General features: G+C 40.6%; 21 protein-coding genes. 7 read left to right on the forward strand and 14 right to left on the reverse strand.

The annotated features are described in order from the left end of the window. Nucleotides 1-2: 2 nt before the first annotated feature. The 10 genes from AABK40_RS21985 to flxA all read right to left on the reverse strand — a co-directional run bounded on the left by AABK40_RS21985 (nt 3) and on the right by flxA (nt 8,448). Nucleotides 3-587, reverse strand: a complete 585-nt coding sequence (locus AABK40_RS21985) for a hypothetical protein (protein WP_338399307.1) — start codon at nt 585-587, stop codon at nt 3-5. Next, nucleotides 580-1,692: a beta-ketoacyl synthase N-terminal-like domain-containing protein gene (locus AABK40_RS21990; RefSeq protein WP_338399308.1), complete on the reverse strand. Its 1,113-nt coding sequence runs from the start codon at nt 1,690-1,692 to the stop codon at nt 580-582. The genes AABK40_RS21985 and AABK40_RS21990 overlap by 8 nt, the downstream gene beginning before the upstream one ends. 10 nt (nt 1,693-1,702) lie before the next feature. Beyond that, nucleotides 1,703-2,149 (reverse strand): acyl-CoA thioesterase, encoded by a 447-nt coding sequence (locus tag AABK40_RS21995; protein WP_338399309.1) that lies wholly within the window; start codon nt 2,147-2,149, stop codon nt 1,703-1,705. Continuing rightward, on the reverse strand, nt 2,142-2,573 hold the full coding sequence (locus tag AABK40_RS22000) for a hotdog family protein (protein ID WP_338399310.1): 432 nt from the start codon (nt 2,571-2,573) through the stop codon (nt 2,142-2,144). Before AABK40_RS22000 ends, AABK40_RS21995 begins: the two co-directional genes overlap by 8 nt. A gap of 6 nt (nt 2,574-2,579) precedes the next feature. Continuing rightward, entirely contained in the window at nt 2,580-3,653 is a 1,074-nt protein-coding gene (locus AABK40_RS22005; RefSeq protein ID WP_338399311.1) for a class I SAM-dependent methyltransferase, read from the reverse strand. 1 nt (nt 3,654) lies between these two features. Beyond that, nucleotides 3,655-4,551 (reverse strand): LpxL/LpxP family acyltransferase, encoded by an 897-nt coding sequence (locus tag AABK40_RS22010; RefSeq protein WP_338399312.1) that lies wholly within the window; start codon nt 4,549-4,551, stop codon nt 3,655-3,657. Nucleotides 4,552-4,554: 3 nt separating this feature from the next. Continuing rightward, nucleotides 4,555-4,803: a phosphopantetheine-binding protein gene (locus AABK40_RS22015; RefSeq protein ID WP_338399313.1), complete on the reverse strand. Its 249-nt coding sequence runs from the start codon at nt 4,801-4,803 to the stop codon at nt 4,555-4,557. Further along, nucleotides 4,781-6,016, reverse strand: coding sequence for a beta-ketoacyl-[acyl-carrier-protein] synthase family protein (locus AABK40_RS22020; RefSeq protein WP_338399314.1), 1,236 nt, complete (start codon nt 6,014-6,016; stop codon nt 4,781-4,783). Before AABK40_RS22020 ends, AABK40_RS22015 begins: the two co-directional genes overlap by 23 nt. Before the next feature lie 151 nt (nt 6,017-6,167). Then, nucleotides 6,168-6,905, reverse strand: a complete 738-nt coding sequence (flxB, locus tag AABK40_RS22025; RefSeq protein WP_338399315.1) for a flexirubin biosynthesis SDR family reductase FlxB — start codon at nt 6,903-6,905, stop codon at nt 6,168-6,170. Between the two features lie 13 nt (nt 6,906-6,918). Further along, entirely contained in the window at nt 6,919-8,448 is a 1,530-nt protein-coding gene (gene flxA, locus AABK40_RS22030) for a flexirubin biosynthesis tyrosine ammonia-lyase FlxA (RefSeq protein WP_338399316.1), read from the reverse strand. A 2,587-nt stretch (nt 8,449-11,035) separates the two neighbouring features. Here flxA and AABK40_RS22035 point away from each other — a divergent pair. Further along, nucleotides 11,036-11,980 carry a hypothetical protein gene (locus AABK40_RS22035; RefSeq protein ID WP_338399317.1) on the forward strand — a complete coding sequence of 315 codons (945 nt, stop codon included), beginning with the start codon at nt 11,036-11,038 and terminating at the stop codon, nt 11,978-11,980. A 70-nt stretch (nt 11,981-12,050) separates the two neighbouring features. On the opposite strand, the gene AABK40_RS22040 is transcribed toward AABK40_RS22035, so the two are convergent. After that, nucleotides 12,051-12,665, reverse strand: coding sequence for a hypothetical protein (locus tag AABK40_RS22040; protein ID WP_338399318.1), 615 nt, complete (start codon nt 12,663-12,665; stop codon nt 12,051-12,053). Nucleotides 12,666-13,113: 448 nt separating this feature from the next. Between AABK40_RS22040 and AABK40_RS22045 the strand changes: the two genes are divergently transcribed. The 4 genes from AABK40_RS22045 to AABK40_RS22060 all read left to right on the forward strand — a co-directional run bounded on the left by AABK40_RS22045 (nt 13,114) and on the right by AABK40_RS22060 (nt 18,208). After that, nucleotides 13,114-14,658, forward strand: coding sequence for an amidase (locus AABK40_RS22045; protein WP_338399319.1), 1,545 nt, complete (start codon nt 13,114-13,116; stop codon nt 14,656-14,658). Between the two features lie 65 nt (nt 14,659-14,723). Then, a complete protein-coding gene (locus AABK40_RS22050) occupies nt 14,724-15,992 on the forward strand; it encodes a hypothetical protein (RefSeq protein WP_338399320.1) in 1,269 nt (422 codons plus the stop codon). 339 nt (nt 15,993-16,331) lie between these two features. Then, nucleotides 16,332-17,087 (forward strand): hypothetical protein, encoded by a 756-nt coding sequence (locus AABK40_RS22055; RefSeq protein ID WP_338399321.1) that lies wholly within the window; start codon nt 16,332-16,334, stop codon nt 17,085-17,087. Between the two features lie 227 nt (nt 17,088-17,314). Next, a complete protein-coding gene (locus tag AABK40_RS22060; RefSeq protein ID WP_338399322.1) occupies nt 17,315-18,208 on the forward strand; it encodes a SphA family protein in 894 nt (297 codons plus the stop codon). Nucleotides 18,209-18,220: 12 nt separating this feature from the next. Here AABK40_RS22060 and AABK40_RS22065 read toward each other — a convergent pair whose 3' ends face one another. After that, nucleotides 18,221-20,536: a serine/threonine protein kinase gene (locus AABK40_RS22065; protein ID WP_338399323.1), complete on the reverse strand. Its 2,316-nt coding sequence runs from the start codon at nt 20,534-20,536 to the stop codon at nt 18,221-18,223. Nucleotides 20,537-20,908: 372 nt separating this feature from the next. Then, complete coding sequence (locus AABK40_RS22070; protein WP_338399324.1) at nt 20,909-21,472, reverse strand: sigma-70 family RNA polymerase sigma factor; 564 nt, start codon at nt 21,470-21,472, stop codon at nt 20,909-20,911. Between the two features lie 181 nt (nt 21,473-21,653). Between AABK40_RS22070 and AABK40_RS22075 the strand changes: the two genes are divergently transcribed. Further along, entirely contained in the window at nt 21,654-22,253 is a 600-nt protein-coding gene (locus tag AABK40_RS22075) for a DUF4251 domain-containing protein (RefSeq protein ID WP_338399325.1), read from the forward strand. A 605-nt stretch (nt 22,254-22,858) separates the two neighbouring features. Then, complete coding sequence (locus AABK40_RS22080; protein WP_338399326.1) at nt 22,859-23,704, forward strand: AraC family transcriptional regulator; 846 nt, start codon at nt 22,859-22,861, stop codon at nt 23,702-23,704. Nucleotides 23,705-23,902: 198 nt separating this feature from the next. Here the strand turns inward: AABK40_RS22080 and AABK40_RS22085 are convergent, their stop codons facing one another. Then, the gene (locus AABK40_RS22085) at nt 23,903-24,322 is read right to left on the reverse strand and encodes a hypothetical protein (protein WP_338399327.1); all 420 of its coding nucleotides are present in this window, start codon (nt 24,320-24,322) and stop codon (nt 23,903-23,905) included. Nucleotides 24,323-24,324 lie beyond the last annotated feature (2 nt).

A 24,324-nucleotide genomic window follows, 5' to 3' on the forward strand; every position in this document is an offset into this window, starting at 1 on the left:
TTTTATATAATTTTTTTAAAAATTTTATCAATTGTTTTTTCACTAAATGTAGCCTTAGGTATCAGGCTCATTGTTAATGTTTTCTGACTTGGGGTCGCCCAAACGGCTAAAGCACATTGAATATTACTTTTATTGAATAATATACTTATCCGTGAAAATGATTTCCTTTGGTCGAATTCTTCGTCAATAAAAAATATGCCTTCTTGCTTAATTTTATGTCTTATACAAAGCTCTCCAATAGCTATATTGGGAAGCGTATAAACAAAATTGGCGGGGCTCGGGAAATAATGCTCTCGGTCAGTAATGGTTGCCAAATGCTTCTGATCTATGAGGTCAGAACCTTCGGTACTCATAAAAATAATCGACAATTGATCCATGTGAGTGACCATATTCTCTAACAGTAGGAACGCGGCCAGATAGGTCATTTTGGAACAAGTATCGAATTTGTAAAACTTCGGATACTTCCCGTCTATCTGCTGGTATATTTTCTTAAGAAATGAGTTAAAGGAGATTTGATCGTTTTTTATTTCCAACCCAACGCCTAATAACTCTTCATCTCTTAAATGTACAGTTGTTACTTCAGTCATTTTGCCCTCCTCTTTTCAATAGAACACTGTAATTTACACCACCAAAACCAGAGCCGGTTTTCAACAAAATATTGACCTTTGTTGTGGCTGCGTGCTCACTTACGTTTAATGGAATAGAAACCCCCATCTCTTTAAACCCAAATGTGCCGAGCACCAAACGGTTGTCCATTTGTGCGCTGCCAATCAAACTCTCCACAAGGCCCGAAGCACCAAGGGTATGACCAATATATCCCTTAAGCGAGTTCAGTGGCTTATGATCTATCTTCAACAATCCCATGGCCTTTGATTCCATTTCATCATTATAAGGGGTTGCTGTGCCATGAGCATTTATTGCATCAATCTGCTCGGTGGTAATCCCAGCATCATTTATTGCCCTGTCCATGCTTTGCATCAGCCCTTCCCCGGTACGTGATGGCCCGGAGATGTGGTTAGCATCGTTGCTACCTGCCGCCCCGATAATTTGGACATCTTTACCAGAACAATCCATTTTACTTAACACTGCCAACGCAACGGCTTCCCCGATATTTAAGCCTTTGCGGTCTTTATCATATGGTTTGCATATACCATTTTCCAAAGATTGAAAAGACTGAAAACCAGCGACGACAAATGGTGACAGGATATCAACACCAATAACAATAACTTGCTTGTACAGGCTTGCCTCCAGATACTGCTTTCCCCAATCCAGAGCAGCAATTCCCGAAACACAGGCCAGAGAAATTACCTCCGGTGTGTTTTTAGGTTGATAGGCTGATTTCAAAAAAGACTGCATGGCCTTGATCACATTGACCTCTTTTGTGGTATCAAGTAAATCGATAGGCCCTTTAGTGGTGGCCACCAATAAAAGCGTGTCTGCTGATTGTAAATCTATGGGAAAATCATTTTTTAGTTGGTCAATTGCTCGTGCCAGTAAGTTAAAGCACCGACTATCGTATGAATAGCCCTCCAAAAAGAAAGAGGGAATCATTGAGCCATAAAAGGGATGAGCAAATTGAGGGTCGTCGATTTTCTTTATTGCAGACACCCCTTTTAGAATCTGATCAAAATGATGATTCACTCCTTCGCCAAGGCCTGTTAGCGCATACCGATAATTTATATATACTGACATTTACCCAAGTTTATTTTGATAACCACTTCGCCTTCCACTTTTCATAAAATGGAGGAGAGGTCAATTGTAGCTGCTGATCTGTATTTATAAATACCTGACAGGAACTACCTGTGGCGGCAACGTCACCCGTTTCAGCATTTTTGATCATGTACTCAAAGTATATTTTTGCGGCATCACAAGCCATATACCGGGTCGTGATCTCAGCAATATCACCATAACGGAGCGACTGCTTATAGTTACAATCTAACTTGACAATAGGAGTCAGTAATTCATTATGAAAATAGTCCATGTATGAAAGCTCAAACTCGTTACCGAAAGCCTCTCGTCCGTCTTCAAAATACTTGACATAGTTGCCATGCCAGACCACTCTCATAGAATCCACTTCACTGAACCTAACGGGAACCCGGCATACACTCACCAATGTCGTAGGATAAATTTTCGTTTTTCTTTTAGCCATTTTCTTTTAGGAAGATTTTCAACTGAGCATTAGCGATCAAGTGATCTTCTTGTGAATCATATACCTCCGCACTAATTAAATGTACACCTGCAAATGTAGTTTCCTCACGAACAACGGTATATATACTACTCCCTGCTGGAACAGCCTGGTGGATAATCATCTTTTGAACGGCGCCGATAAAGCCAAGACCAACCTCTCTACCTTCAGAAAGCTGTCGGTAACCTACGCCTGCAGCTGCTGTTTGCGCCATATTTTCGATAAGCCCCTCTTCAATCAGTTGGCCATCAGCAACAAATATATGTTGATAGGGAACAGAAAACTCTGTTTTAGTCATCTGCTCATCAGCTTTCACCAACCTGTCAATGAAAATAAATGGCGCTCTTTGAGGGATAAAATCCGTTACCGCTGAATTCAATGAAATCATCTTCAATTATTTTTTAGCACACTTAAGTAAGGTATGAGATATTCCAATATTCTGGAATTCTTCAACGACCCTCATTCCTGCTTGATCAACCATCTCGTACATGTCCTGAGAGTGATACATTCGGCTATTGCCATTTGCCAGTGCCGTAAAATATAAGGAAGTCGCATGAAGACTATAGGTCGAAGCCTGGTATTTTTGCTGATCCCAATACGTTTCCAAGATATAAACACAGCCATCATCGGATAGGGCATTTTTCGCACGAACAAGCAAGGATACAATGTCTGGCTCTGAAAAACAGTCTAAAAACTGACTCATCCAGACCACATCATACCCCTTAGGGAACTCATGGCTATGATCCAGAAGATTTGCTGCAACACCACTTACTCTATCTTGAAGGTTATTTACCTCAATATTCTTTTGAGCCATCTCCAATTGCCCTGGCAAGTCGAGAATATTAACTGCGACTTCCTGATTATATTTCGCACATTGAATACTCCACTTACCGGTGTTTCCTCCTACATCAAGAAGACGTTTAACATTATGTGCAAAAACAATTTTCAGAACTTCCGGGAATGCATTGTCACTGTAATAGTGATCAAAATCAAACCATGACTTCTGAACCTTCGGAGGCAATGAGGACAAACCTTCGTAAATAGTATCCCATTCACCAAACACTTTCAGCCCTACGGGTTTTCCTTGTTCAATAGAATCCTGAAGATTGAACATGCCCAAATAGTTCACATCTTGTGTGAAGTCCATATTAGCTTTGGTTAAAGGGTCACTTAGGATGAATAAACCGGTTTTGGTCAGGAAATATTGATCCTCTTGAACATAGACCATTTCCATACTCAAACCTGCCTCGAGCAAGACCGTCAACCCATATTTTGAAACGCCCAAATCGGCACTTATCTGCTTAAGTTGACTACCCGTCTTATGTTTTTTCAAATAATCAAGTATACCTAAATTTCTCAAAGATATAGCTGCCTGAAACATCATCGGGCCGAAAGCTATTTTCTGAGCATCAAATTTAGCCTGAACAGCTGATTTATTATCATTCCCGTAGGATCTTAAATCACTCATGTTATCTATTCCAAAAATTGTAATAATTATACCATTGGTGTGGGTACTTCAATAATGTGCTTTCCAATGCTGAAACATAACGGTTTAGGCTAAGCATTAAAACATTATTTTTTGCATCCGCTTGTCTTGGTAATTTAAATGACTGAGGAGCTGAAGCGTAAAAGTGATAAGTCGACAGGGTCGATTTCATGGCAAATACAAAGCTAACGGGTGCATTAAATTTACCCGCCAAAATATGAGGCCCTAAAGGAAAGTGAGCCGTTGCGTCCATAAATAAAACTTCCGCAGTGTTACTTTCGGATAAAGATCGATCACCATGGATACAGACAAACTCATTGTTACGAAGTGCTTCCTTGATCATTATCACATGCGACAAATCATCCTTTAGTGGGATGATATTAAAGGGTTGCTCGATGGTTTGTTGATTAATTACAGACTGAATTTTCTCAACTTCCCCATCCAACATCACTACATTAACTTTTACATTAATGCGCTTAAGCAATTGACCTGCAACGGCCCAATTGCCAATATGTGCCCCAAGGAGTATTCCGCCTTTACCATTATTGACCATCGTTTGCAAATGCTCCTCACCGTCGAATTCAAATTTCAATTTACCCCCTCGGCCTGAAAGCATGGCGATTTTATCTAAAATGACCTGCCCAAAGGAAAAGTAGTTACGAAAAACCCAAAAAACACTACTGAATGGATTTTTATGTAAGCGCTGGTTGAAGTAGCGGTATTGACTAATAAAAACCTTCGGCGCAAATACCCAGAAGTAGGATACCACCATAGCTAAAATCAAATAAGTAAACCGCAAGCCAAAAACATCCAAACACCAAACGAAAATTTTATAACCCAACGGATTACCTTTACTTTTACCACTCCACCACTTACTCATTCCTTATGAATTATGTTGTGTACGTTGGTAAACATAGTCGTAAAAATCGTTCAAAGTACGGATTCCTTCAAAGTCCTCACTCTTAACTTTAAAACCGAATTTCTTTTCGATCACAACAACAAGGTCTACCAAATCAAGGCTATCCAAATCCAAGGCTTCCATCAGAGACTCATCAGCATTCAATTCGCCCTCAACCTCAAATTCCTCGATCAAAAAGATGTTTATTTTCTCAATTAGTTCCGTCTTTTCCATATTTTTTTAAAATTATTGCCGCATTTGTTCCACCAAATCCAAAAGAGTTAGTCAACAATGCATTAATTTTTGTTTCTTTTGTTTTGCTTACTATATTCAATTTTTGAGAGTCTTCGTCAGGCTCGTCAAAATTTATGTTTGGAGCTACGAAATCATTATTCATCATGATGAGTGAATAAATAACTTCACTCGCTCCTGCCATCCAGCACTCATGGCCTGTCATTGACTTGGTGGAACTTACAAATGGTTTTTTTGCCCCGAATACTTCGTCAATAGCTTTGGCTTCATTTCCATCACCAACAGGGGTCGAAGTGGCATGTGCATTGACGTAATCGATTTCTTCAGCACGCATTTTGGCTTGTTTCAAGGCTTTATTCAGCGCCCGTACTGGGCCGTCAACATTAGGTACTGATATGTGATCCCCGTTAGAGGAAAAGCCATAGCCGGCTACCTCAGCCAAAATAGTTGCTCCTCGTTTTACCGCGGACTCATAAGATTCCAACACTAAAGTCGCAGCACCACCACTCGGTACCAGTCCGCTTCTGTATTTATCAAATGGCTTACTCGCTTTTGTCGGGTCCTCATTGGTTGCAAAAGCTCCAAGTGCATCAAAAGCTCCCATCGACTCAGCGTTAATCTCCTGCGCGCCACCACAAATAATCATTTCCTGCAAGCCGGCCTTGATCAGTGTGTAGGCCATTCCCACAGAGTGAGAACCACTTGCACAAGCCCCAGAGATGGTAAAGTTCACTCCTTTCAATTTAAAAATGGTTGACAAGTTCATTGTTACCGTACAGTTCATTGTCTGAAATAAAGGAGCTGATCCTATCAGGCTCGTATCCTTTTTCTCTCGCAACACATCAACACTGTCGATCACAGCCCGAGCACAACTATCATTTCCAAATAATATACCTACTTCATTTTGGTCTAAATATGCCTGATCAATATTGGCCATTTTTAAGGCCTCAACAGTCGATACATAGGCATATTCGCCCTGTTCACCCAAACCGATACGCTGGCGTCTCTTCAATAGCTTTTTCAATTCCGGTTTAGGGACTAAGCCTGTCAAAGCAGATTGAAAACCTAATGCTATCCTTCTTGGATCGATGCCTATCCCTGAACGTCCTTCAAACAGGGATTTCTTCACCTCATCAACACTCGTCCCCAGACATGAATAAATGCCTACGCCAGTGATTACCACTTTATTTTCCATCTAAAAATTTTACCGTTTTTCAAGTTTAGGCGCAACAAGTGAATCGCCTGGCGGATTACTTTTGCCCAATAATTTCTTATACCAAAGCCTTCAGTATTATTTCCCCTGAAAGAGCATTTCCTAAATGCGTATTAAATAATCCAGTTATAAATTAGGTATATAACCCACCATTAATCGATAAGACCTCTCCTGTAATATAAGAGGAAGAAGAAGACGCTAAAAAAGAAATAGCGTCGGCCACTTCTTCCGCTTTACCGAATCGGTTCAAAGGAATCATCTTTTTCAAATCTTTTATCGGAAGATCCTCGGTCATATCGGTCATGATAAAACCAGGCGCTACGGCATTTACCCTAACTCCTTTCTTCCCAACCTCTTGTGCCAAGGCTTTGGTTGCTCCTATAACACCGCTTTTAGCAGCGGAATAATTAACTTGCCCCGCTTGGCCCTTTATTCCAGATAAAGAAACAACGTTGACAATATTACCTTTCTTATTGACCAGCATATTTTTCAAAAGTCTGCGTGTGCAATAGAAAAAACCATTCAAAGAGGTGTTTAATACCGACTCCCAACTTTCATTGCTCATCCACATCATCAAGGTATCATTACGAATACCCGCATTATTCACAAGCGTATCAATAAAAAGTTCAGGGTTCTGCTCATGCCACAGGTCCAATGCTTGATCCACCGCCTCAGCATCATTGACATTAAAAGGGAGTAACTCAGCGGTTGCCCCTTCCAGCTCAACAAGGCACTTTGTTTCTTCTGCAGCAACTATATTGGACTGATAATTAATCAGAATATGCGTTCCTGAAGTTGCCATTTTTATAGCCGTCGCACGCCCAATGCCTCGCGATGCTCCAGTAATTAAAATTACCTTTTTTGATTCCATTTTCTGCTTAAAATTAATTTCGTTTATTGCCCAAAATTAGTGAGCGCATGTATTGTTCGATCTTCTTAGTTTCGATATGGGGAATGATGTCCTCAACGAAATTAGGAGTAATCTCACGTAACGATCCGTATAGTTGACGTGCGCTTTTAGATAATTCAGCAGACGCCTTCAAACAATCAATTCCTTGGATCATCGTAATTAATTCAATAGCGATTACCTGATATGTATTATTGATTACTCGATTTGTGATATTTGCTGCATTACAACCCATACTCACAACATCCATGTTGTCATTATTATTAGGAATGCTATGAACATACATTGGATTGGCCAGCATCTGGTTCTCTGCTGTTGTTGAAGCAGCCGTAAAAACAATCCCTTGAACTCCCATATTTAAACCTAAAACACCTTGATTCACAAATGGAGGAAGAATGTTGTTGATCTTAGAGTTACAAAGAAAGTTAACATGGCGTTCAGACAAAATAGACAGTTTCGCCATGGCTATTTTAAGTTTATCCATCTCAAAGGAAACATAATCTCCATGAAAATTTCCCCCATGAAAAACATCCTCTATATCCGAATCAATAACCGGATTGTCATTTGCAGAATTAAGTTCATTTAAAAGTACCGTTTCTGCTTGCTTGACACAGTCCAAAATTGGCCCAAGAATTTGGGGAATACATCTCAATGAGTAGTATTCCTGCACCTTGTCTTTAAACTCAGCAACCTCTGTTTTTTTGTATAAATGCTGATGTCTACTTTTAATTCTTGAGGCCCCTAAAAGCTTTTCTCTCATCATGGAGGCAATCTCGTTCTGACCCGAATGTCCTTTTACTTGATTAAGCTCTTTGGAGTAATGATCATCAAACGATGATACAATTTCATTCATCACACAAGAAGCTTGCAATTCAATATCCAAAAGATTATAAGCATGAACTAAGTTAACAAGTCCAACACCTGTCATTGCCGAGGTACCATTTAACAAAGCTAATCCTTCTCTGATGTAAATATTTATCGGCTCTATATTCAATTCAGCAAAAACTTCCGCTGTAGGTCTAATCTTCCCTTGATACAAAACCTCTCCTTCTCCGATCAAGCATAAGGCTAAGTGTGCCAATTGAACCAAGTCACCACTTGCCCCTACACCGCCATGTTCATAAATAACAGGCAGTACATTTAGGTTAAGTAGTTGAGTTATAGTCTCAAGCAGACTGGGGTGCACGCCAGATTTTACTTGAGCAAGAGAACATAAACGAGCGAACATAATGGCACGCAGAGCGACTTCAGGAAACATATCTCCCGCACCAGACGCATGGCTACGAATTAGATTGTATTGTAATTCCCTTAATTTACCATTTTCTATTTTATATTGAGCCATTGGGCCAAAGCCAGTATTGACACCATATATAACTTTATCTTTTGAAAAAGATTGTAGAAAATTAAAATTGTCACCTACCTTTTGAATAAATTCGTCAGATAGTTGTATTTGATTGTAACCAAATACAACCTCCTTAAAATTCTTTAAATGTACCTCTCTAAACACAGCCTACTTGATTAATTTAAATGGATGCAAATATATATTCTTACAAAGAAGAAAACAATATTTTCCTAATCAAAAGGCAATCAAAACATTTCAATTTGCCTAACAATAATTATGAATTACTAGTGTCAAAAAAATTTTAAGTCAGATATTAAGCCCCTTAGAAGTACTCGTAAACACAACCACCACTCTTATTGAAAACCAGTATTTGTAATCGAAAATCTATACAATAAAAGCATTTTTAGCAAAAAAATAAACTCTTTTAGTTTGATCTCCAACCACTATTTTTCGTAACTTATATTATATTTACAATAATAATAAAAGTTAAATAGCCTTGTACACATTAGGAAGGACTACTACTTGATTTAATTTTTAATGCGAGTTCATTCGATTAAATCTCCTTCTGAACAAATAAACTTCGGCAATACTTACAAGCATTATAGCCCTGAAATCGTATTCTAATCCTATTCCTCGAATGCTTGAAGATCAACAAACTATTACTTTTTAAAGTAGTAATATAAATAATCACACCCAAATTATGACTAAAAAATATGTAATGACACGATTTTGAATTGCCCCTAATACCCACCGTAGCACCCTACACCGACAAAATTCAACATTTAAATTAGCCGATAGAAAAGGTCAAACCGATCGATTTTAAATTTTATATATTTGGGATTTGGATTATTTCATCATTATGAAAATGATTTATTTTATCCATTTTATATTTATTGTGTGAATATTTTATTAATAATGAACTCAACAACCCTCTCCCACCCTTTTATTTATATAAATAAAATTCCATAACTTTCAACTGATGGACAATTTTACACAACTATAATTCAGAATGATCTCCTTTAAACCGTATGTTATATTAAGCTCAAGGTACTCATCAAGTAAAACCTTAGCGAGTTTAAATGGATTGTTGCGCATTTGATTCCAGGCTTAAAAAATCCATGAATATGGCCACTGAATAATTACCTGTTAATTTACATTAAAGCGCTGACCGGATTCCTAATTGATTTTCTGTTACCGAGCAATCTTGCACTTCACTTTCTTGAGGTGTTGCTTATCAACGATACGTGAAGCAGATCTCTCGTACTACCCTAAAATATTTTGTTGAACATAAAACCTCTATATAGTAAAACATACATGCACAGAACAACACTAAATAGTCGGGTTCATGGTTGGAGGCAGTTCAGTCGTCTCCTCTTATATCCTATCCCGAATCAGCTTAAGCGTTGTCCATATTTCATTGATTTCCTTCTTTCGTTTAATGCTTGTAAAAATAGCTACTATGATTCCTGTTTTTCCTTAATACCAGTTTTATAATCAAACAAAAATATAACTATATTAATTACCTTTATGCTTTTTATTAGCTTACGAATCATATGAAGGCGGCACCAGCTATAACTTTATACAAAAACTGTCAACGCCAAAACATACTATTGTCCTATGCAAAAATCACCCCGGTACCACCTACTGATTTTTATGACCTCCTTCCATACCTACGGCCTACGCAGTTGTTATTCCTGCTTCTACACCCAACAAACTTTTCGTTTCCTTCAGGCCTTGACGTAGCCTGTCGAAAATTCACAAAAATACAATTCCAGAAAAAAAGGTTAAATTGAGTATCCAAACCGTCATTCAACCTTACCAGAATAGCTTTGAGTTATCAACTAAATAAAAAATCCCTAAGAAGAAAAAAATCAACCGCATGAGTTAAAAGAGAAAAGGCGAATCAACAAAATCGAAAGGTTTAAGACCCGTGCCGATTTTGGAAAAAGAAGTATAAAGAGGGAAAAAGTCGGGTCTAAATATGGTGATAAAAAAAATTAAGCGCCACAGCCACTGTTGGGTCATTACTACTTTGGTTTTAATTTTACATACTGAAACCACCATGAGTCTTCGTGATATTGAGCGTACAGTGAGCCTGTCAAAAAATCCTTAAAATCTGTATTCCCCATTTAGACAGCCACTTGAACGCCATTCATCACTTTTTCGCCACTTCTTTGTCCCTAATATCTACAACCTTTAAATGTGTCAAATTTTGAAATAAGCTCAGCAATTTCATTTTCTTTCTCAAGAAAATGAAGGAATTATCGGTAGTATGGATTAGATAATCAAATTTAATTTTTTTCTGAAATCGCTTTTTTTATGAATTTTCGAGCGATTCCCTCCCAATAAGGCCAAACAGACAAAAGTAGGGAAGCAAATTTCAATCATCAAATAATGATCGGTCTGCTTGTGGCAACTATGAATTTTATTATAGATATTTTCCCCAAATTTTGCAATCTGAATAATTGATAAAATGTAAGCTTATCTCTTTTATTGTTAGTCTGTTATCTATTTTTCATGGTGAGTTAAGTGAAGCATTTCACTCCTTGCGTTGGGAAGGCCCATAATGGGGGCCTTTTCGAATTCAACTATTTTTAAGAGATTTAGAGGGAAAACATCTATATTTCGGTGAATTAGTTTTTTATCCATGAGGATCAATCAGCTCTTACTTGCTTTTAGCTTTATCTTATCTCCTGCCGTGCTCTTAGCTCAGGAGTATCGGCCTGGGACAGTGTATTTCAAATCGGATTCATTGGAAACCAAAATACGGTATCAAGGAGATATCAAAAACAGCCAATTGTGTAGCTATATTGATGCTGACGGCAAAGAGAATACCGCAAGCCCTTATGAGATAAAGGGTTACACCTTTAAGGACGGGAAGTTTTATGTCTCCAAAAATTTCATAAAGCAGGAGATGGTCGAAAAGGTGTTTGTGGAATATTTGGTTAAAGGACAGAAAGGGCTTTATTTTTTACGGGACTGGGAAGATTTTCATTATCTGATCGACTGCAATGATAGTAGCGTGATGGCTTTACCTTTTCAAAATGAAATGATTTCCCAACAGGGCAAGAGCTATCAGAGGAAATCGACAAAATATATAGGGATATTAAAAAACTATTTTGTGGATTGCCCTGACCTCTACAAGGAAATTGAGGGTATGCGAAAGCCCAACGAAAAACAACTGACCCATCTAACCAAAAAGTACAACGACAAAGTATGTGGGGAAGGGACCTGCATTGTTTTTGAAAAGAAGAAGGCAAAATTCATAATGGCGATTGAACCCTATTTTGCCTCAACCCATTTTAAGGGCCTGGGTAATTATGCTGAACAGGGAGGGTTACTGTATTTTTGGTTGCCAAAATCAAACGAGCGCATTTATCTGAAAACAGGTCTGTTGTTTTCCTCTCAGCAAAATCAGCAGTCGCTATACCGAATACCCCTGCGGTTCGAGTACGTTTATTCCTCAAAATTTATTCAGCCGAAATTTGATCTTGGATTGAATATTTTTTCGTTACGAAACCCCGAATATCAAGAAGGGATGGGGGTAAGTTTTGCTGGATCGACTGGTCTACGGTTAAGGCTGTCCAAGTTTGCATTTATTGATCTCAGTCTGGAAACGGATTTTATGACTTTGGCTTTTGACACTGATTTGTTTCCCTCCTACTCCTTAGGAACAGGCTTGTTGATCCTTTTTTAACTTGCTTTAGAATCGCCCTGCCACGCGGTTCAGGGCGAATAAAGCCTCCTTTAGCGCAAGCCAAATCAAGTTATTTTAAATCACCAATAATCTCATCAACAAACTCTTTGGCATACCCCTTGGCATATTCAAGGTCATAGCCTGCAGGCGCCTTGATTTTATACTTGGCTTGATAGGTGACTTTCTTTTTGTTCAGGTCATACATCGAAACGCCATATATAAATCTTGAGGCTTCGGCGGATTCGGCAAGAGCGCCTACGCTCCCCCAAAATTCGGCTGTTTTAAGGTCAAGCACACGATAGACACCCATTTGGTTATGGTAGGAATCTTCATTGTAATCGATAGATTTTATAGGATTGAAAATCAATAAATTATGACATTTATTTGATGATACATAAGTCATCAAATTGTCCAAATTTGTTGCTATACCATCAACAGAAGTCAGGTGTTGATAGGAGCAAATGGCCTTGATGTCTTTGGATCGTAGATGATCCACTACACTCTTTTCGAGTGCGACGCGGCTTTCAATTTGTTCATCGGGATAAAGCACCAAAACCATCAAACTTTTCTCTTTCATTTCGGTGGGTGAAAGGGCGCCGGTTTGCTCCATCAGTTTATAGGAACTTGAGCACCCAAGGGAGTAAAGTGCCATCACGAATACGATCAGTATATTTAGCTTTTTCATTTTGTGTGTATGAATTAAAATTGGAATATCGATTTAATGGATGCCTTTCACGATAGCTGAGAAAGCGATCAGATCATCACCGTATAGGAATCATGTTTTGATAGTAGCTGTGAGCATTACTTAATGTTAGGGTATTTATTTGGTCTGGCTGTGAGGATTATTTTTTTGGTTATTTTTCTGGATCGAGATGGTGGTTACGGAAAATTGAACCAACAAATCAAAAGCCCGCAATGGTTAACGCGAGGGATTTCCATACATCTTTCACCATCATTTGCTCTCCCACTACTGGGAAAAAAGCTGATTAAACCACCTAAAAAAATTCCCTTTATAGTTGTAATGAGCTCTAAATACTGAGCGGCAAATTTTAAATAAAATAAAAAATGTGAATCCCGGTTAGGGTTTTTCGCTGTCCTTTTCCCAGTGATGTGTGAACGAAAAGAAATACAACATGAGAAATCAAAAAATTATTCACGCCGCATTGGTTATAATGCTTTTAATGATCGGTAGCCTATCGCATGCCAAGCCATTCATCAGTAAATTTTCACAACAGGAACTGGCATTTATGCCTGCTCATGTTCAGGTAAAACTATTTAAGACGGGGGTGATCAAGCCCATTGATGTTGTTGAGGCGCAGATTCAGCAAATTGAAAAAACCAACAAAGAAATCAACGCGATTACTTATCAGCATTTTCAAACCGCACGTGAACGTGCTTATGAATCGGCGAAACGCTACGCCAGCGGAACACAGCGGCCTTTGGAAGGCATAACCGTTGGACTCAAAGATGAACACCACGAGAAAGGAATGAAAGTAACAATGGGATCTGTGGTTCACCTGAATGATGCCCCCAAAGATTATACAGATGATGTTACCCAGAAGCTGCTGGATGCCGGAGTGATTCCACTGATTCAAACCACCGTTCCTGAGTTATACCTTAATTTTGTTACCCACTCCAAAGCTTGGGGTGTAACACGTAACCCATGGAACCCACAATATTCGGTTGGTGCTTCATCAGGTGGGTCAGGTGCAGCCCTGGCCGCGGGTTATGTTACCTTGGCAACAGGTTCTGACATGGGAGGATCAATTCGGATCCCTGCCTCAGTGAACGGACTTTATGGCTTCAAACCTTGCTTTGGCGAAGTGTTCACCGAAACTCCTTTGGCACCCTTCTCTGGCACAGGTCCAATGGCAAGAAACGCAACAGACATGATCATGATGCACAACGTAATCAACGGGCACTCACCAAATGGGGTAAATTTATTGCCTAACCGACAATACCCCACCGAATACCAGGACTTGAAGGGTGTCAAAATTGCCTATGTCGGCGGAATGGGCATCACCAAGCCAAGCCGCGAGGTAGATGAAGCCATGGACGATGCGATTCTTGATTTGCAGGCGCGCGGTGCGGTGGTTCAGGAAGTGGCATTGGACTTCGGTATTAGCGCCGACAGCCTTCGCAATGGTTTCAAAAACTTGGCATTGAGTGGTGCGATGGGTGCCGGTTTCCAGGCCTATTATAATGATATGGAAGAGATGACGGGCTATGCAGCCACCTTTATAAAGGCAACGGTTGAAGCGGATTATGGCAAAGACCAGCAGCTTGACGCCGAGTTGATGATCAAAGGAATGTATGCGGCAATCCACCGTGAAGTGTTTTCCAAAGGTTTTGACTTGATGATTTGCCCAACGGTAGCGACCCCACATATTCCTGCCGATTATGATTTCACCAAAGATACGGTGGAAGAAGAGGGGGTTCGTTACGATGCCTTTGTCGGAACACTATATACCATGCCTTTCAACCTGTTGAATTTCATGCCGGTCGTTAGTGCACCAGTCGGACTTAGTGGACAAAACATGCCTATCGGGATCCAGTTCATCGGCAAGCCTTATGATACCGAAATGGTATTCCGAGTGGTCAGTAATTTCGAAGAAGAAACGGCTGAGCTTTATAAAAATAAAGGATACAAAAAACAAATGACCCTGTTGGATTTATAGTGAAGCAGTGATTGAAGAAAGGCGGGGCGAAAGTTCCGCTTTTTTTTAGCCTAAAATTTACCATCATGAAACTCGAAAAAACAAAAAACCAGTTGTATTGGCTGATTATAGGGGCGATGATTTTTTTAGGGGTGATACTAAGCTTTGTCCCACTGCATGCCCAAAATACCGACAGCCTCAAAGTATCTTCCCCCTCAATTCATGAAGCCATGGAAAACGATTTGCAGGAAGCTTTTGATCACCAACAAGAATGGCCAAAACCCACCAAAAACAAGGGACGGATGACTAATTTCCAACACTGGAATTATTCCAAAAAGAAACACGCCTTCCTCTCCTATTATGGTAGCTCGGTTCAGTTTGGCTTCAATGGCTCACAACAAACCCACAGCCTCAACCATAGCCTCGGGCTATTTTACAAGGGCAGCTGGATAGAAAGCAAAAACTACAAAATGAAGGTGCACGGATGGGTGGAGCAAAACTCCCTTTTGGCGGGGGTAAACACCAAGCAATTTGGAAAAGACTTGGGCATCTTCAGTCAGGTTAATGGCTTTGATGCAACTGGGCATGCGTTGAGTCTGGAATATTTATATGTTCAGAACCTGTTTTTTGATGATCGACTCGACATCTCTATCGGTAAGATTGATCCGCTTTTTTCGACGCTTTTCACCAACTATGCGGGATGGGACCGAATGACGTTCTTCAGCAAAACGATGACCTCCAACCCTGTTCCACCTATGGGTACGGGCTTTGGCATGCTGACCGAGTTTCATTTGAGCAACCATGTCAGCATTGGTGCGCTGGCTGTTAATGCGAACGAAAAGAGCCCGATCATGGAGCCTCACCGATTTTTCAGCAGTAATCAGCCGTTGTTCTACCAGGGATTTGTTCGGTGGAATATTCCCACCAAGGACAACCTGTACTCTTCCCACGTCTTTACCTGCTACGGATTTGACCGTATCACATCGGCAGAATATCACCCGATGCGAAATGCCTACGGATGGGCTTATGTGGGAAATCAGGGACTGAGCAAGAAAAGTATCCTGACACTGAAGGCATCAGCAGGAAACGGCATGATTCAGAAATACCGCGCAGGATATGGTGTGGGATTTGTTCACCTATCCCCCTTCAATCGGCATGGAGATCAATTGGGTTACAGTGTGGTACTGAACGAAGGTGCTGGAGCGTATGAAGGTCGATTTGAGGCTGGTGTGGATGCTTATTATAAGATGTTCGTGCGTCCGTGGTTTACGGCGAGTGTGAATATGCAGATCATCTATGGGGTGAACCAGAAGATGAACTATGTGCCAGGCTTCAGGGTGATGATGACTTTCTAAGCACGGATTTATTTGTCCACAGATTTTTCATGATAAGGTAGCCTGTCGAAAATATACCATCACCCAACCAAAAATATGATTTCTACTGCCGTAGGGACGTTGCATGCAACGTCCGTACCGATAGGGACAAAAATATTCGACAGCCTAATGATAAGGTCTATTCAATTAAAAATTGATCATCATGGTCAATAACACCCCTCCGACAATATTGTACAATCCTTTTTTGAACTTCATAGCAAAAAAAATCAAATTATTTATTCAAGATTATTAGGGTAAATATTGCTGTTTTTCCCAGTGGTAAGTGAATACAAAAACAATAAAATTATAAAAAATACAGCAATGAAAAAGATATTGACAATACTAATGGTAGCCTTTGCCTCTCTTACCGGCTATGCGCAGGAAGAAGAAAAAATTGATGCTTCAAAACCCACCAACTTCTATACCTTGATGGACAATCAGGTTGAATTTTCACCAGGATCCAATCAGGTGGGGTATCGTGCTTCGATCATGTACTCTCCTGCGGAGAAACACTTATTCATGGGAGAGTTGCCGATCCTGTACAATACCCAAACCAAAGCAGGAGGCGTAGGTGATGTCCGGTTCAGATATTTCTACCTGTCACATAAAGACTACTCAAAAACCATCGGGGCTTTCGGTCCTTCGATTGATGTGTTTGCCCCAACAGGTGATGCAGAAAAAGGGCTCGGAACAGGACGATTCATTGTTTCTCCTGGTCTAACGGCCGGCATCATGGTCGCTGACTGGATTCAGTTCTTCCCTGTGCTTTCCTATATGTATCAGTCCAAAAAAATAAATGGAGCGCCACAGGTAAGGGAATCTATCCCAATGCCCGACGACCGTGAAATGCACGGGATGTCCTTTCAGGTTATTACCCCTATCGTTTTCAGCGAACGCTTCTTTACTATGATTACACCGATCTATCAATTGCCCGACTTCAGACACGGAACCACCAATGTGGCCTGCGAGTTTTTGGCTCAATATAAAGTGAGTGAAAAAATGCAGCTCTCCGGCTTCTACAAGCAGGATCAAAGACTGGGTGGAACCGCCCGAATCGGATTGACATTTTTCTTATAATTTTCGTTTGCACAATTTTTCAGGAGCCCCTTCGGGGGCTTTTTTTCTGCAACTCATTTTTCAACAACATCTTTTGTGCATAGTCCATCATGAAGTTTTTGTACCACTAAATTTACCATAACCCCTCACTTATTTTAGCGATGAGAAAGGGGTTATTTTTTATAAAGAATATAGGGATTAAGGGTGTTTTTTTCCCAGTGATGAATGAAACATTAAATATCAAAAATATGAGAGTTCTTATTATACTAATCGGAATAGTCATTGCCCTAACGAGTTACAGCCAGGCGCAAGTGCTGGAAACAGGACATTACGGGTATGCACTGAATGGATTGCGCGGTGCACATCTTCCCGCGCCAGGATTTTATTATACCACCATCAATCACATTTATACGGCTTCACAATTTCGATTCAATGACGGCAATGTGTCTGAAATGAACAAGTCAGTGATGAGTTTCACTAATATCAACCTGTTTGCTTACACCCCAAAGCAAAAGATATTCGGTGCCAAATACAGCGCAATGCTGGGCATTCCAATCACCAATCTGGCCCTTAGCCCCGTGGACTTGAGTGTCAATACCGCAAGACTTGGCATCGGGGATTTATTCGTCCTTCCGGTAGCTCTTGAATGGCAAATGAAACAGGTATTTGTCACTGCCCGTGCGGGTTTTTTCGCCCCAACAGGACGATTCAAGGCGGGCGCCAATAATAATTTAGGGAAAGGTTACCTGAGTCATTTCTACAGTGTAGGCGCCACCGTGTATTTCGATAAAGAAAAACGTTTCCACTTCAGTGGAATCAACACTTATCAGTTCTGTGGACAACAGGCAGGAACCGGCGTTACGGCAGGTCAGACCAATACCTTTGAATGGGGACTGGGGTCCACTTTCGATGAGCGTTTTGACTTTGGTGTTGTAGGATTTTTTCAATTTCAGACCACCCCTCAAACCGGCGGAGACCCCTCCTTGCACCGTGCTTTTCATCAGCAAAATGGCTTTGGCTGGGAAATGGGATACACCACCAAATCACATTTTTCGTTCCGCATGCGCAATTACTTTGAGCTGTTGGCCATCAATCGGCCACAAGGCAATGCTTTCCGTTTTGTAATCAGTTACCGTTTTTAAAAATGATGTCCGTTAACCATAAACCTCATAGGTCTTCCACCAATTTTGCGCATCGGTTCTTGACCATGGATATTCTCTTTCAAGCGTTTCCAAAACCATGATGATTTGCTCAACATGCTGCACCCTTTTTTCGGGGTCAAATCGCACGCATTCCATCAATATGTTTTTCAAGTCCTCAGGCACATCTTCCCTTTCAATCAGTCGGTTTCGGTAATCAGCATTCATGGTCTGATCTCCAGCAAAAACCTTTTGAGAGATCAGTTCCACCAAGTATTTTCCCGAAAGCATATACAAACCAAGGGCACCCAAGGAATAAATATCTACACGGGCATCATTATTAAAAGGATCACGGATTCTTTCAGGCGCCATAAACAGCGGCGTCCCTCCTATTTTCCCTGCCTGCGTTTGCAGTTCAGTCGCCACATCCAAATCTTTCACCAATCCAAAATCCAATAGCTTCACATGGTCATAGGCACCGCCAAGCTGACTGATCATAATATTCATCGGCTTGATATCGCGGTGAACAAAATTCATCTGGTGCGCCTCCTGCAATGAGTAACATACTTGTTTCAGAATACTGATACAACGCTCAATCGGAAAAGGTTCATGCATCTTCAGCACCTTATCCAAAGGCAGGCCATCAATGAATTCCATCACATAATAAAAGACCCCTTGTTCGGTCGTGCCGAAATCAAATACATTGATGGTATTAGGGTGTTTGAGCATAGAAGTGATGGCCACCTCTTTTTCAAAACGGGCGATCGCTTCCTGATCAGCAATGTTCTTTTTCAACATCTTGACTGCCACGGGCAACCTCAGTAAAGAATGCTCTGCCTTATGTACTTCACCGAATCCGCCTTCCCCGATTTTTTCAATTAATCGATACTGCCCCAATTGATCCAATTGATGGATTTTTTTAGAAAATCTCGCTAAATCAATATTTGAATTGTACAAAAGATATAACAACACAGCAATGATCAGATAGAAAACACCTAAGATCAAGTCAAAATGCCACATCATCGAAAGTACCTCTTCTTCATCCTCTTCGGCGATCATCCCAAAATCATATTCAGGAAGCCAAAGCCATGCCCCCACTACCATTATCCCTCGATAATCGCGATAGGCACTATGAATCCCCCCAGAAAAGACACTGTCCCGCTTGATCAGGTGCGCCTGAATATCTTGCACCACCTCGGTAAAAGGCCACTGAAAACGGGGAACATCAGGAACATAACCCTCCAGTATATTTCCTCCAGGGTTCAGCAGTTCGAGGTTATATACTGCCGTATGGTATTTCCCACTGTCCAATAAAAGTGTTGGTTTGATGTCCTTAATAAAGCGACTTTCACTCACCATTCTCCCCTCATTGTCCAACGCATAAATTTCCGAACTTCGGCCATGATGCGCAATATTGAAGATTTTGGAAAACTGATTTTGGGGCATCGATATGGAATAGAGGTAGGCGATAGTTTGCCCCTGATCATTTTTGACAGGGGTACCAAAAATACAATTGGCAGACCCCTTAAAATCCTCGGGCACATCGTAACCTGCTTCCCGATCATGCAGAGGGGGAACAAAGATCGTCTCCCCTCTTTTCAACTCATTGTAATGGGCATAAAATCCTTCTCCCACTTTCAGATCATTGAAAATCGATAGGGTTGAATCCGTCGCCATAACGGTAGAAAGCTGAACTTCGGGCACATCAAGATGCAAAATACCGAGGTACTCAAAATTGGCGGTTTTTTCCAGCCTGCGCAGTTTATTCGAAAGGGAAAGTAGCAATTGATCTCTTTCGGTGGGCGTCAAATCTTGATCGGAAATATTGTTCAGGTTTTGCACAAGGGTAATCACAAAATCATCTTGAGCAACTCGTTGCAATCGCTCTTTCTCGAAGTCGATCCAGTCGAGCATCACCTGTCGGGTGGTTTCCAGAAGCGCCACCTTTTCCTCGAGTTCAGAATTGATGATCACCCGCTTAATCGAAGAACGGACGAATTCCCCAAGAACAATTAAAAGCAGCAAAACAGTAAAGGCCAGCACCATTCGGGGCCCTTTCTTACTGAAAAAGTCATAGTGTGCTTTGCTTTTAACGAAAATACTGTCCAGCTTCTGAACTTTGATTTTTGAAGCCGTTTCCGTCTTGTTTGGTGTTGGTTCAGTGCTTTGTTCCTGCTCAAGGCTGAACTCATTAAAGAGCGTCATCACTTCCTGAAGCAATGCGGAATCATCGGCACACTCTTGCAGAATGAGCTGTTTCGCTTTCTCTGATGGTAAATCCATCACTTTGGCCAATACCGCAGAAGCCCGTTCGTGTAAAGGTTGATTCATTGGATAGAAGTTATGGCTAAGCTGTTTTTAACAAGTTGGATAACATGACACAATAATGTTAGGGGTATTATAGTAGCCTCTCGAAAGTATGCAATCACCCCATCCAAAATCATGATTTCTACTGCTGTAGGGACGTTGCATGCAACGTCAGTACCGATAGGTACAAACGTATTCGACAGCCTGGTATTATAGACCATGATTTACTTGATTAGAAGGATTGCCATGATTATTTATAATTATTGATTTGTAAGCATCGATTCAAAAAAACTCAATGAAAAATCTGTGGAAATCTGCGTAATCTGTGGACAAGTCAATACATCTTTATATCGTGCTTTATGATCGGATGCTCAAGATTAATGAGTTTTAATATTACTAAACCTCCGTTTTCATAAACTTTCGCAACCAAGCTTTGGCGACCTTCCAGTCTACCTCAATCGTTTTGATAGAGACATTCAGTTCCTCGGCAATCTCTTGCATTTTGAGTCCACCAAAAAATTTCATCTCCACTACCTGCGCCTGACGTGGAGACACCTCAGCCAACTTTTCAAGTCCTTCGTGAATGTCCAAAATCGCCTCCTCCTGATTTTCAGCCACCGTAAGCCCCTCATCAAGCGAAACATTCACCATTCCACCTCCTCTTTTTTGTGCATTTTTGGTACGGGCATGGTGCACCAAAATTCGGCGAATCGCCTTGGCGCCCACCACATAAAAATGGGTTCGACTGTTCCACGATAAGTTTTCCTGATCCACCAGATTCATATAGGCCTCATTAACCAGCAGCGTTGGCTGAAGCGTATGGTTATTTCTTTCGTTAGAAAAAATCTTATTGGCGATCACATGAAGATTATCATAAACCAATGGATACAATTTTTCTCTATTGGAAGCTACATCAAGTTGATTCAGCAATTGGGTTACTTCGGTCTTTGAGTTACTCATAGCAGTTGTTGTTTGGGGCTTCATAATCGCTCATTTAGGAGGTTTTTCAAAGTATTTTTAAGTTTTTTATAAATTTAGACAGGCGAGTTAGGGAAAATGCGACGATAATTCCCAGTGGTGATTGCAGAAGGAAGTGTTTGTTTTTTCAAGGCTTCCATGGTTGAACAAAAATTTGCAATCGATGAAAACTTTAAAATCAATTTTGGGAATGTTGATGATCGTATGCCTGTCATCCTTCACCCTGTTCAGTGTTACTACTGAAAGTGAGAACAACAAACAATCGAAGCGACAGATCCGTCGTGAACAAAGAAAACTAAGAAAAGAGAAGGCAAAAGAAGAGGCTGAAAAGATGGCCATACTCACCGCAGTAATGGTCGAAAACCAATCCTTTATTTTGGAAGCCAATATGCTATTTGACCGATACGGAAATACGGAGAATGTGAGTGCTTCCACCAATTTTGTTTCTGTAACGCCTGAAAGAGGTGTCCTGCAGTTGGCATTTGATGATTTGGATTTTGGCTTCAATGGTCTCGGAGGTATTACCTGTGCGGGGCAAGTAACCAAATACGACTACAAAAAACTAAAGCATGGAGGTTACCAGGTGCAGTATAGTATTTTTGGGGCCAACGGTAGTTTTGATGTCTCAATGAGCATCCAGCCGTCGGGATTTGCCATGGCAACGATCCGTGGCAATTGGGGAGAGGACCTGAAATATCAGGGAAAAATCATACCAGCAGGTAAAAGTGGTGCCTACGAAGGAATGATTGATTATACGCTTTAAAAAGTTATGAATATTTTCAGGGGGAGAATCTTTAGATGATAAGAAGTATCTGATATCATCTAAGGATTCTCCCCCTTTTGCTATGTCATCAGCTATACGTTTTTAATGGACTCACTCCGAATTTCAGAGCATAGTCTGCTCACCGGAACAGCATGTATAAAAGATCAGACATCCCTCTAAAACCTTTCTGGATATTCTTCCCTTTGGCATTGAAAGACTCTGATGTTGCGTTCCTGCTTCGGTACTTAAGTAATTAGCTATTTTTTTAAGCGCTATCATAGAAGGTGTTCTTTATTGACTCGAACGATCTAAAGTGATTTTGTTCAAGTCCTGCAATGGTGATGGCATGATTATCAACCAAATTCTTTTTAAAAAAGCCGAAAACTCAGATGTCATGCGGTTGCCTTTGGCGATAATATCCAGGTCACGGCTTAATTTTTTATGATCACCTTTTTCGGTCCATCAGCTGAAAATTTGAAGCCAATTTATATCAGGACAACACACAATTATATCGTTATCATATAAATTTAGCGGTTAGCAGCACAAGGTGGAATAATTTTGGATAGTACTTCTTTCAGGAGTACTATCACCCTAATTTTTTTATTATGAGCGTCGCCCAAAGAAAAATATTTCACTTTAGCACCTTTGTAGAAACACCCACAGCACCTTTTCATATCGCAAGAACAGTGATAGAAGATGTGGGTGATTTGCAATTTCATTCTCATGATTATGCCGAATTTTTCTTTATCTCTTCAGGAACAGGGGTACACCTGATCAATGGTCAGCAGTACGCTATACAACAGGGGAGTTATTGTTTTATCAGGCCGGAAGATGTTCATACTTTTAAGAGTTCACTCGGGCAGGCACTTGTCATCACTAACCTTGCTCTTCCCTGGGCAGCGGTGCATCATTATCAAGAAAGGTATTATCAGGGGCGTTCCTTCTTTTGGCAGCAAACGACTGCAATGCCACTCATGGGGCAGTTTTCTCCGGATCTGCTTCAGGCTATGATCAAAAGAACGGATATCATTTCCAAACAGGAAAAAAGTCCTTTACAGCTTGATTTGTTTTTGCTCTATTTATTTTCTCAGCTTGAAGTGGTAGAACAGGGGAAGAATGATCCCCCGGCCTGGTTAATGTCTGCTTTAAAGCGGTTCAAAAAGCCAAAAAATATGCGGCAGGGTCAGCAGGGATTCATCAGTTTATGTGACCGAAGTGGCGATCATGTTAACCGATTGATGAAGGTTCATTACCAAAAAACACTCACAGAAATGATTAATTTTCAGCGCCTAAATTATATCGCCGTCCAGTTAGTCATGACCAATGCGCCACTGAAAGTCATCTATACAACCGCTGGTTACAGCAATCACAGCTATTTCTTCAGACTGTTCAAAAAGCAATATGGCCTGACGCCTTTGGAGTATCGCGTTAAGCACCACAAGGTTTTTTAACAAGAAATGAACACGAATTATCAACCTATTCTTTAAGGGCAAAAACAAAAAGCACATCAACGCTTTTGATGACAGATGTGCTTTCCAATTTTTGGGATTTTTATTGCAAATGGCTGAGCCGCTTTTCATTCAGCCCTTAGAATAGTAAAATATCATGCTGGAATTAACAGGCATTTTATTGGTCATTTCAAACACTGATTACACTTCTCCATTACGGTAACAGGCTTTCATTAAATTTGCGAAATCCTGCTGTTCCGCAGTATTGAAGAAATAAAATTCATAATCTCCGAGGTGGGTATTGTCTTTTTCAATAATCAGCACTTGAGCCCCAGGCTTTAGGCTTATGGTGTGCCATACCTCTTTGGGGATATTATAAATGATGCCGGCCTCCATCTTTTGCATATCGTATTGAATGCCCTGATCGGCAATTTTTGCAGAAACCAAAACGGCCTCCCCCGCCATCAGTAGGAAAGCTTCGTCGGTGTGATAATGAATATCCAGTCGATCAATCTTTTCAACGCTAAGGGATGGCGCATAATTCAGCTGTGCTACTTGCCAACCTTCCCGAATCAGGAAAGGGGCATACCCCTCACCCTGATGCTTATATTGCTCTGTCATTT

Origin of the sequence: Persicobacter psychrovividus (assembly GCF_036492425.1) — a bacterium.
GTDB lineage: Bacteria > Bacteroidota > Bacteroidia > Cytophagales > Cyclobacteriaceae > Persicobacter > Persicobacter psychrovividus.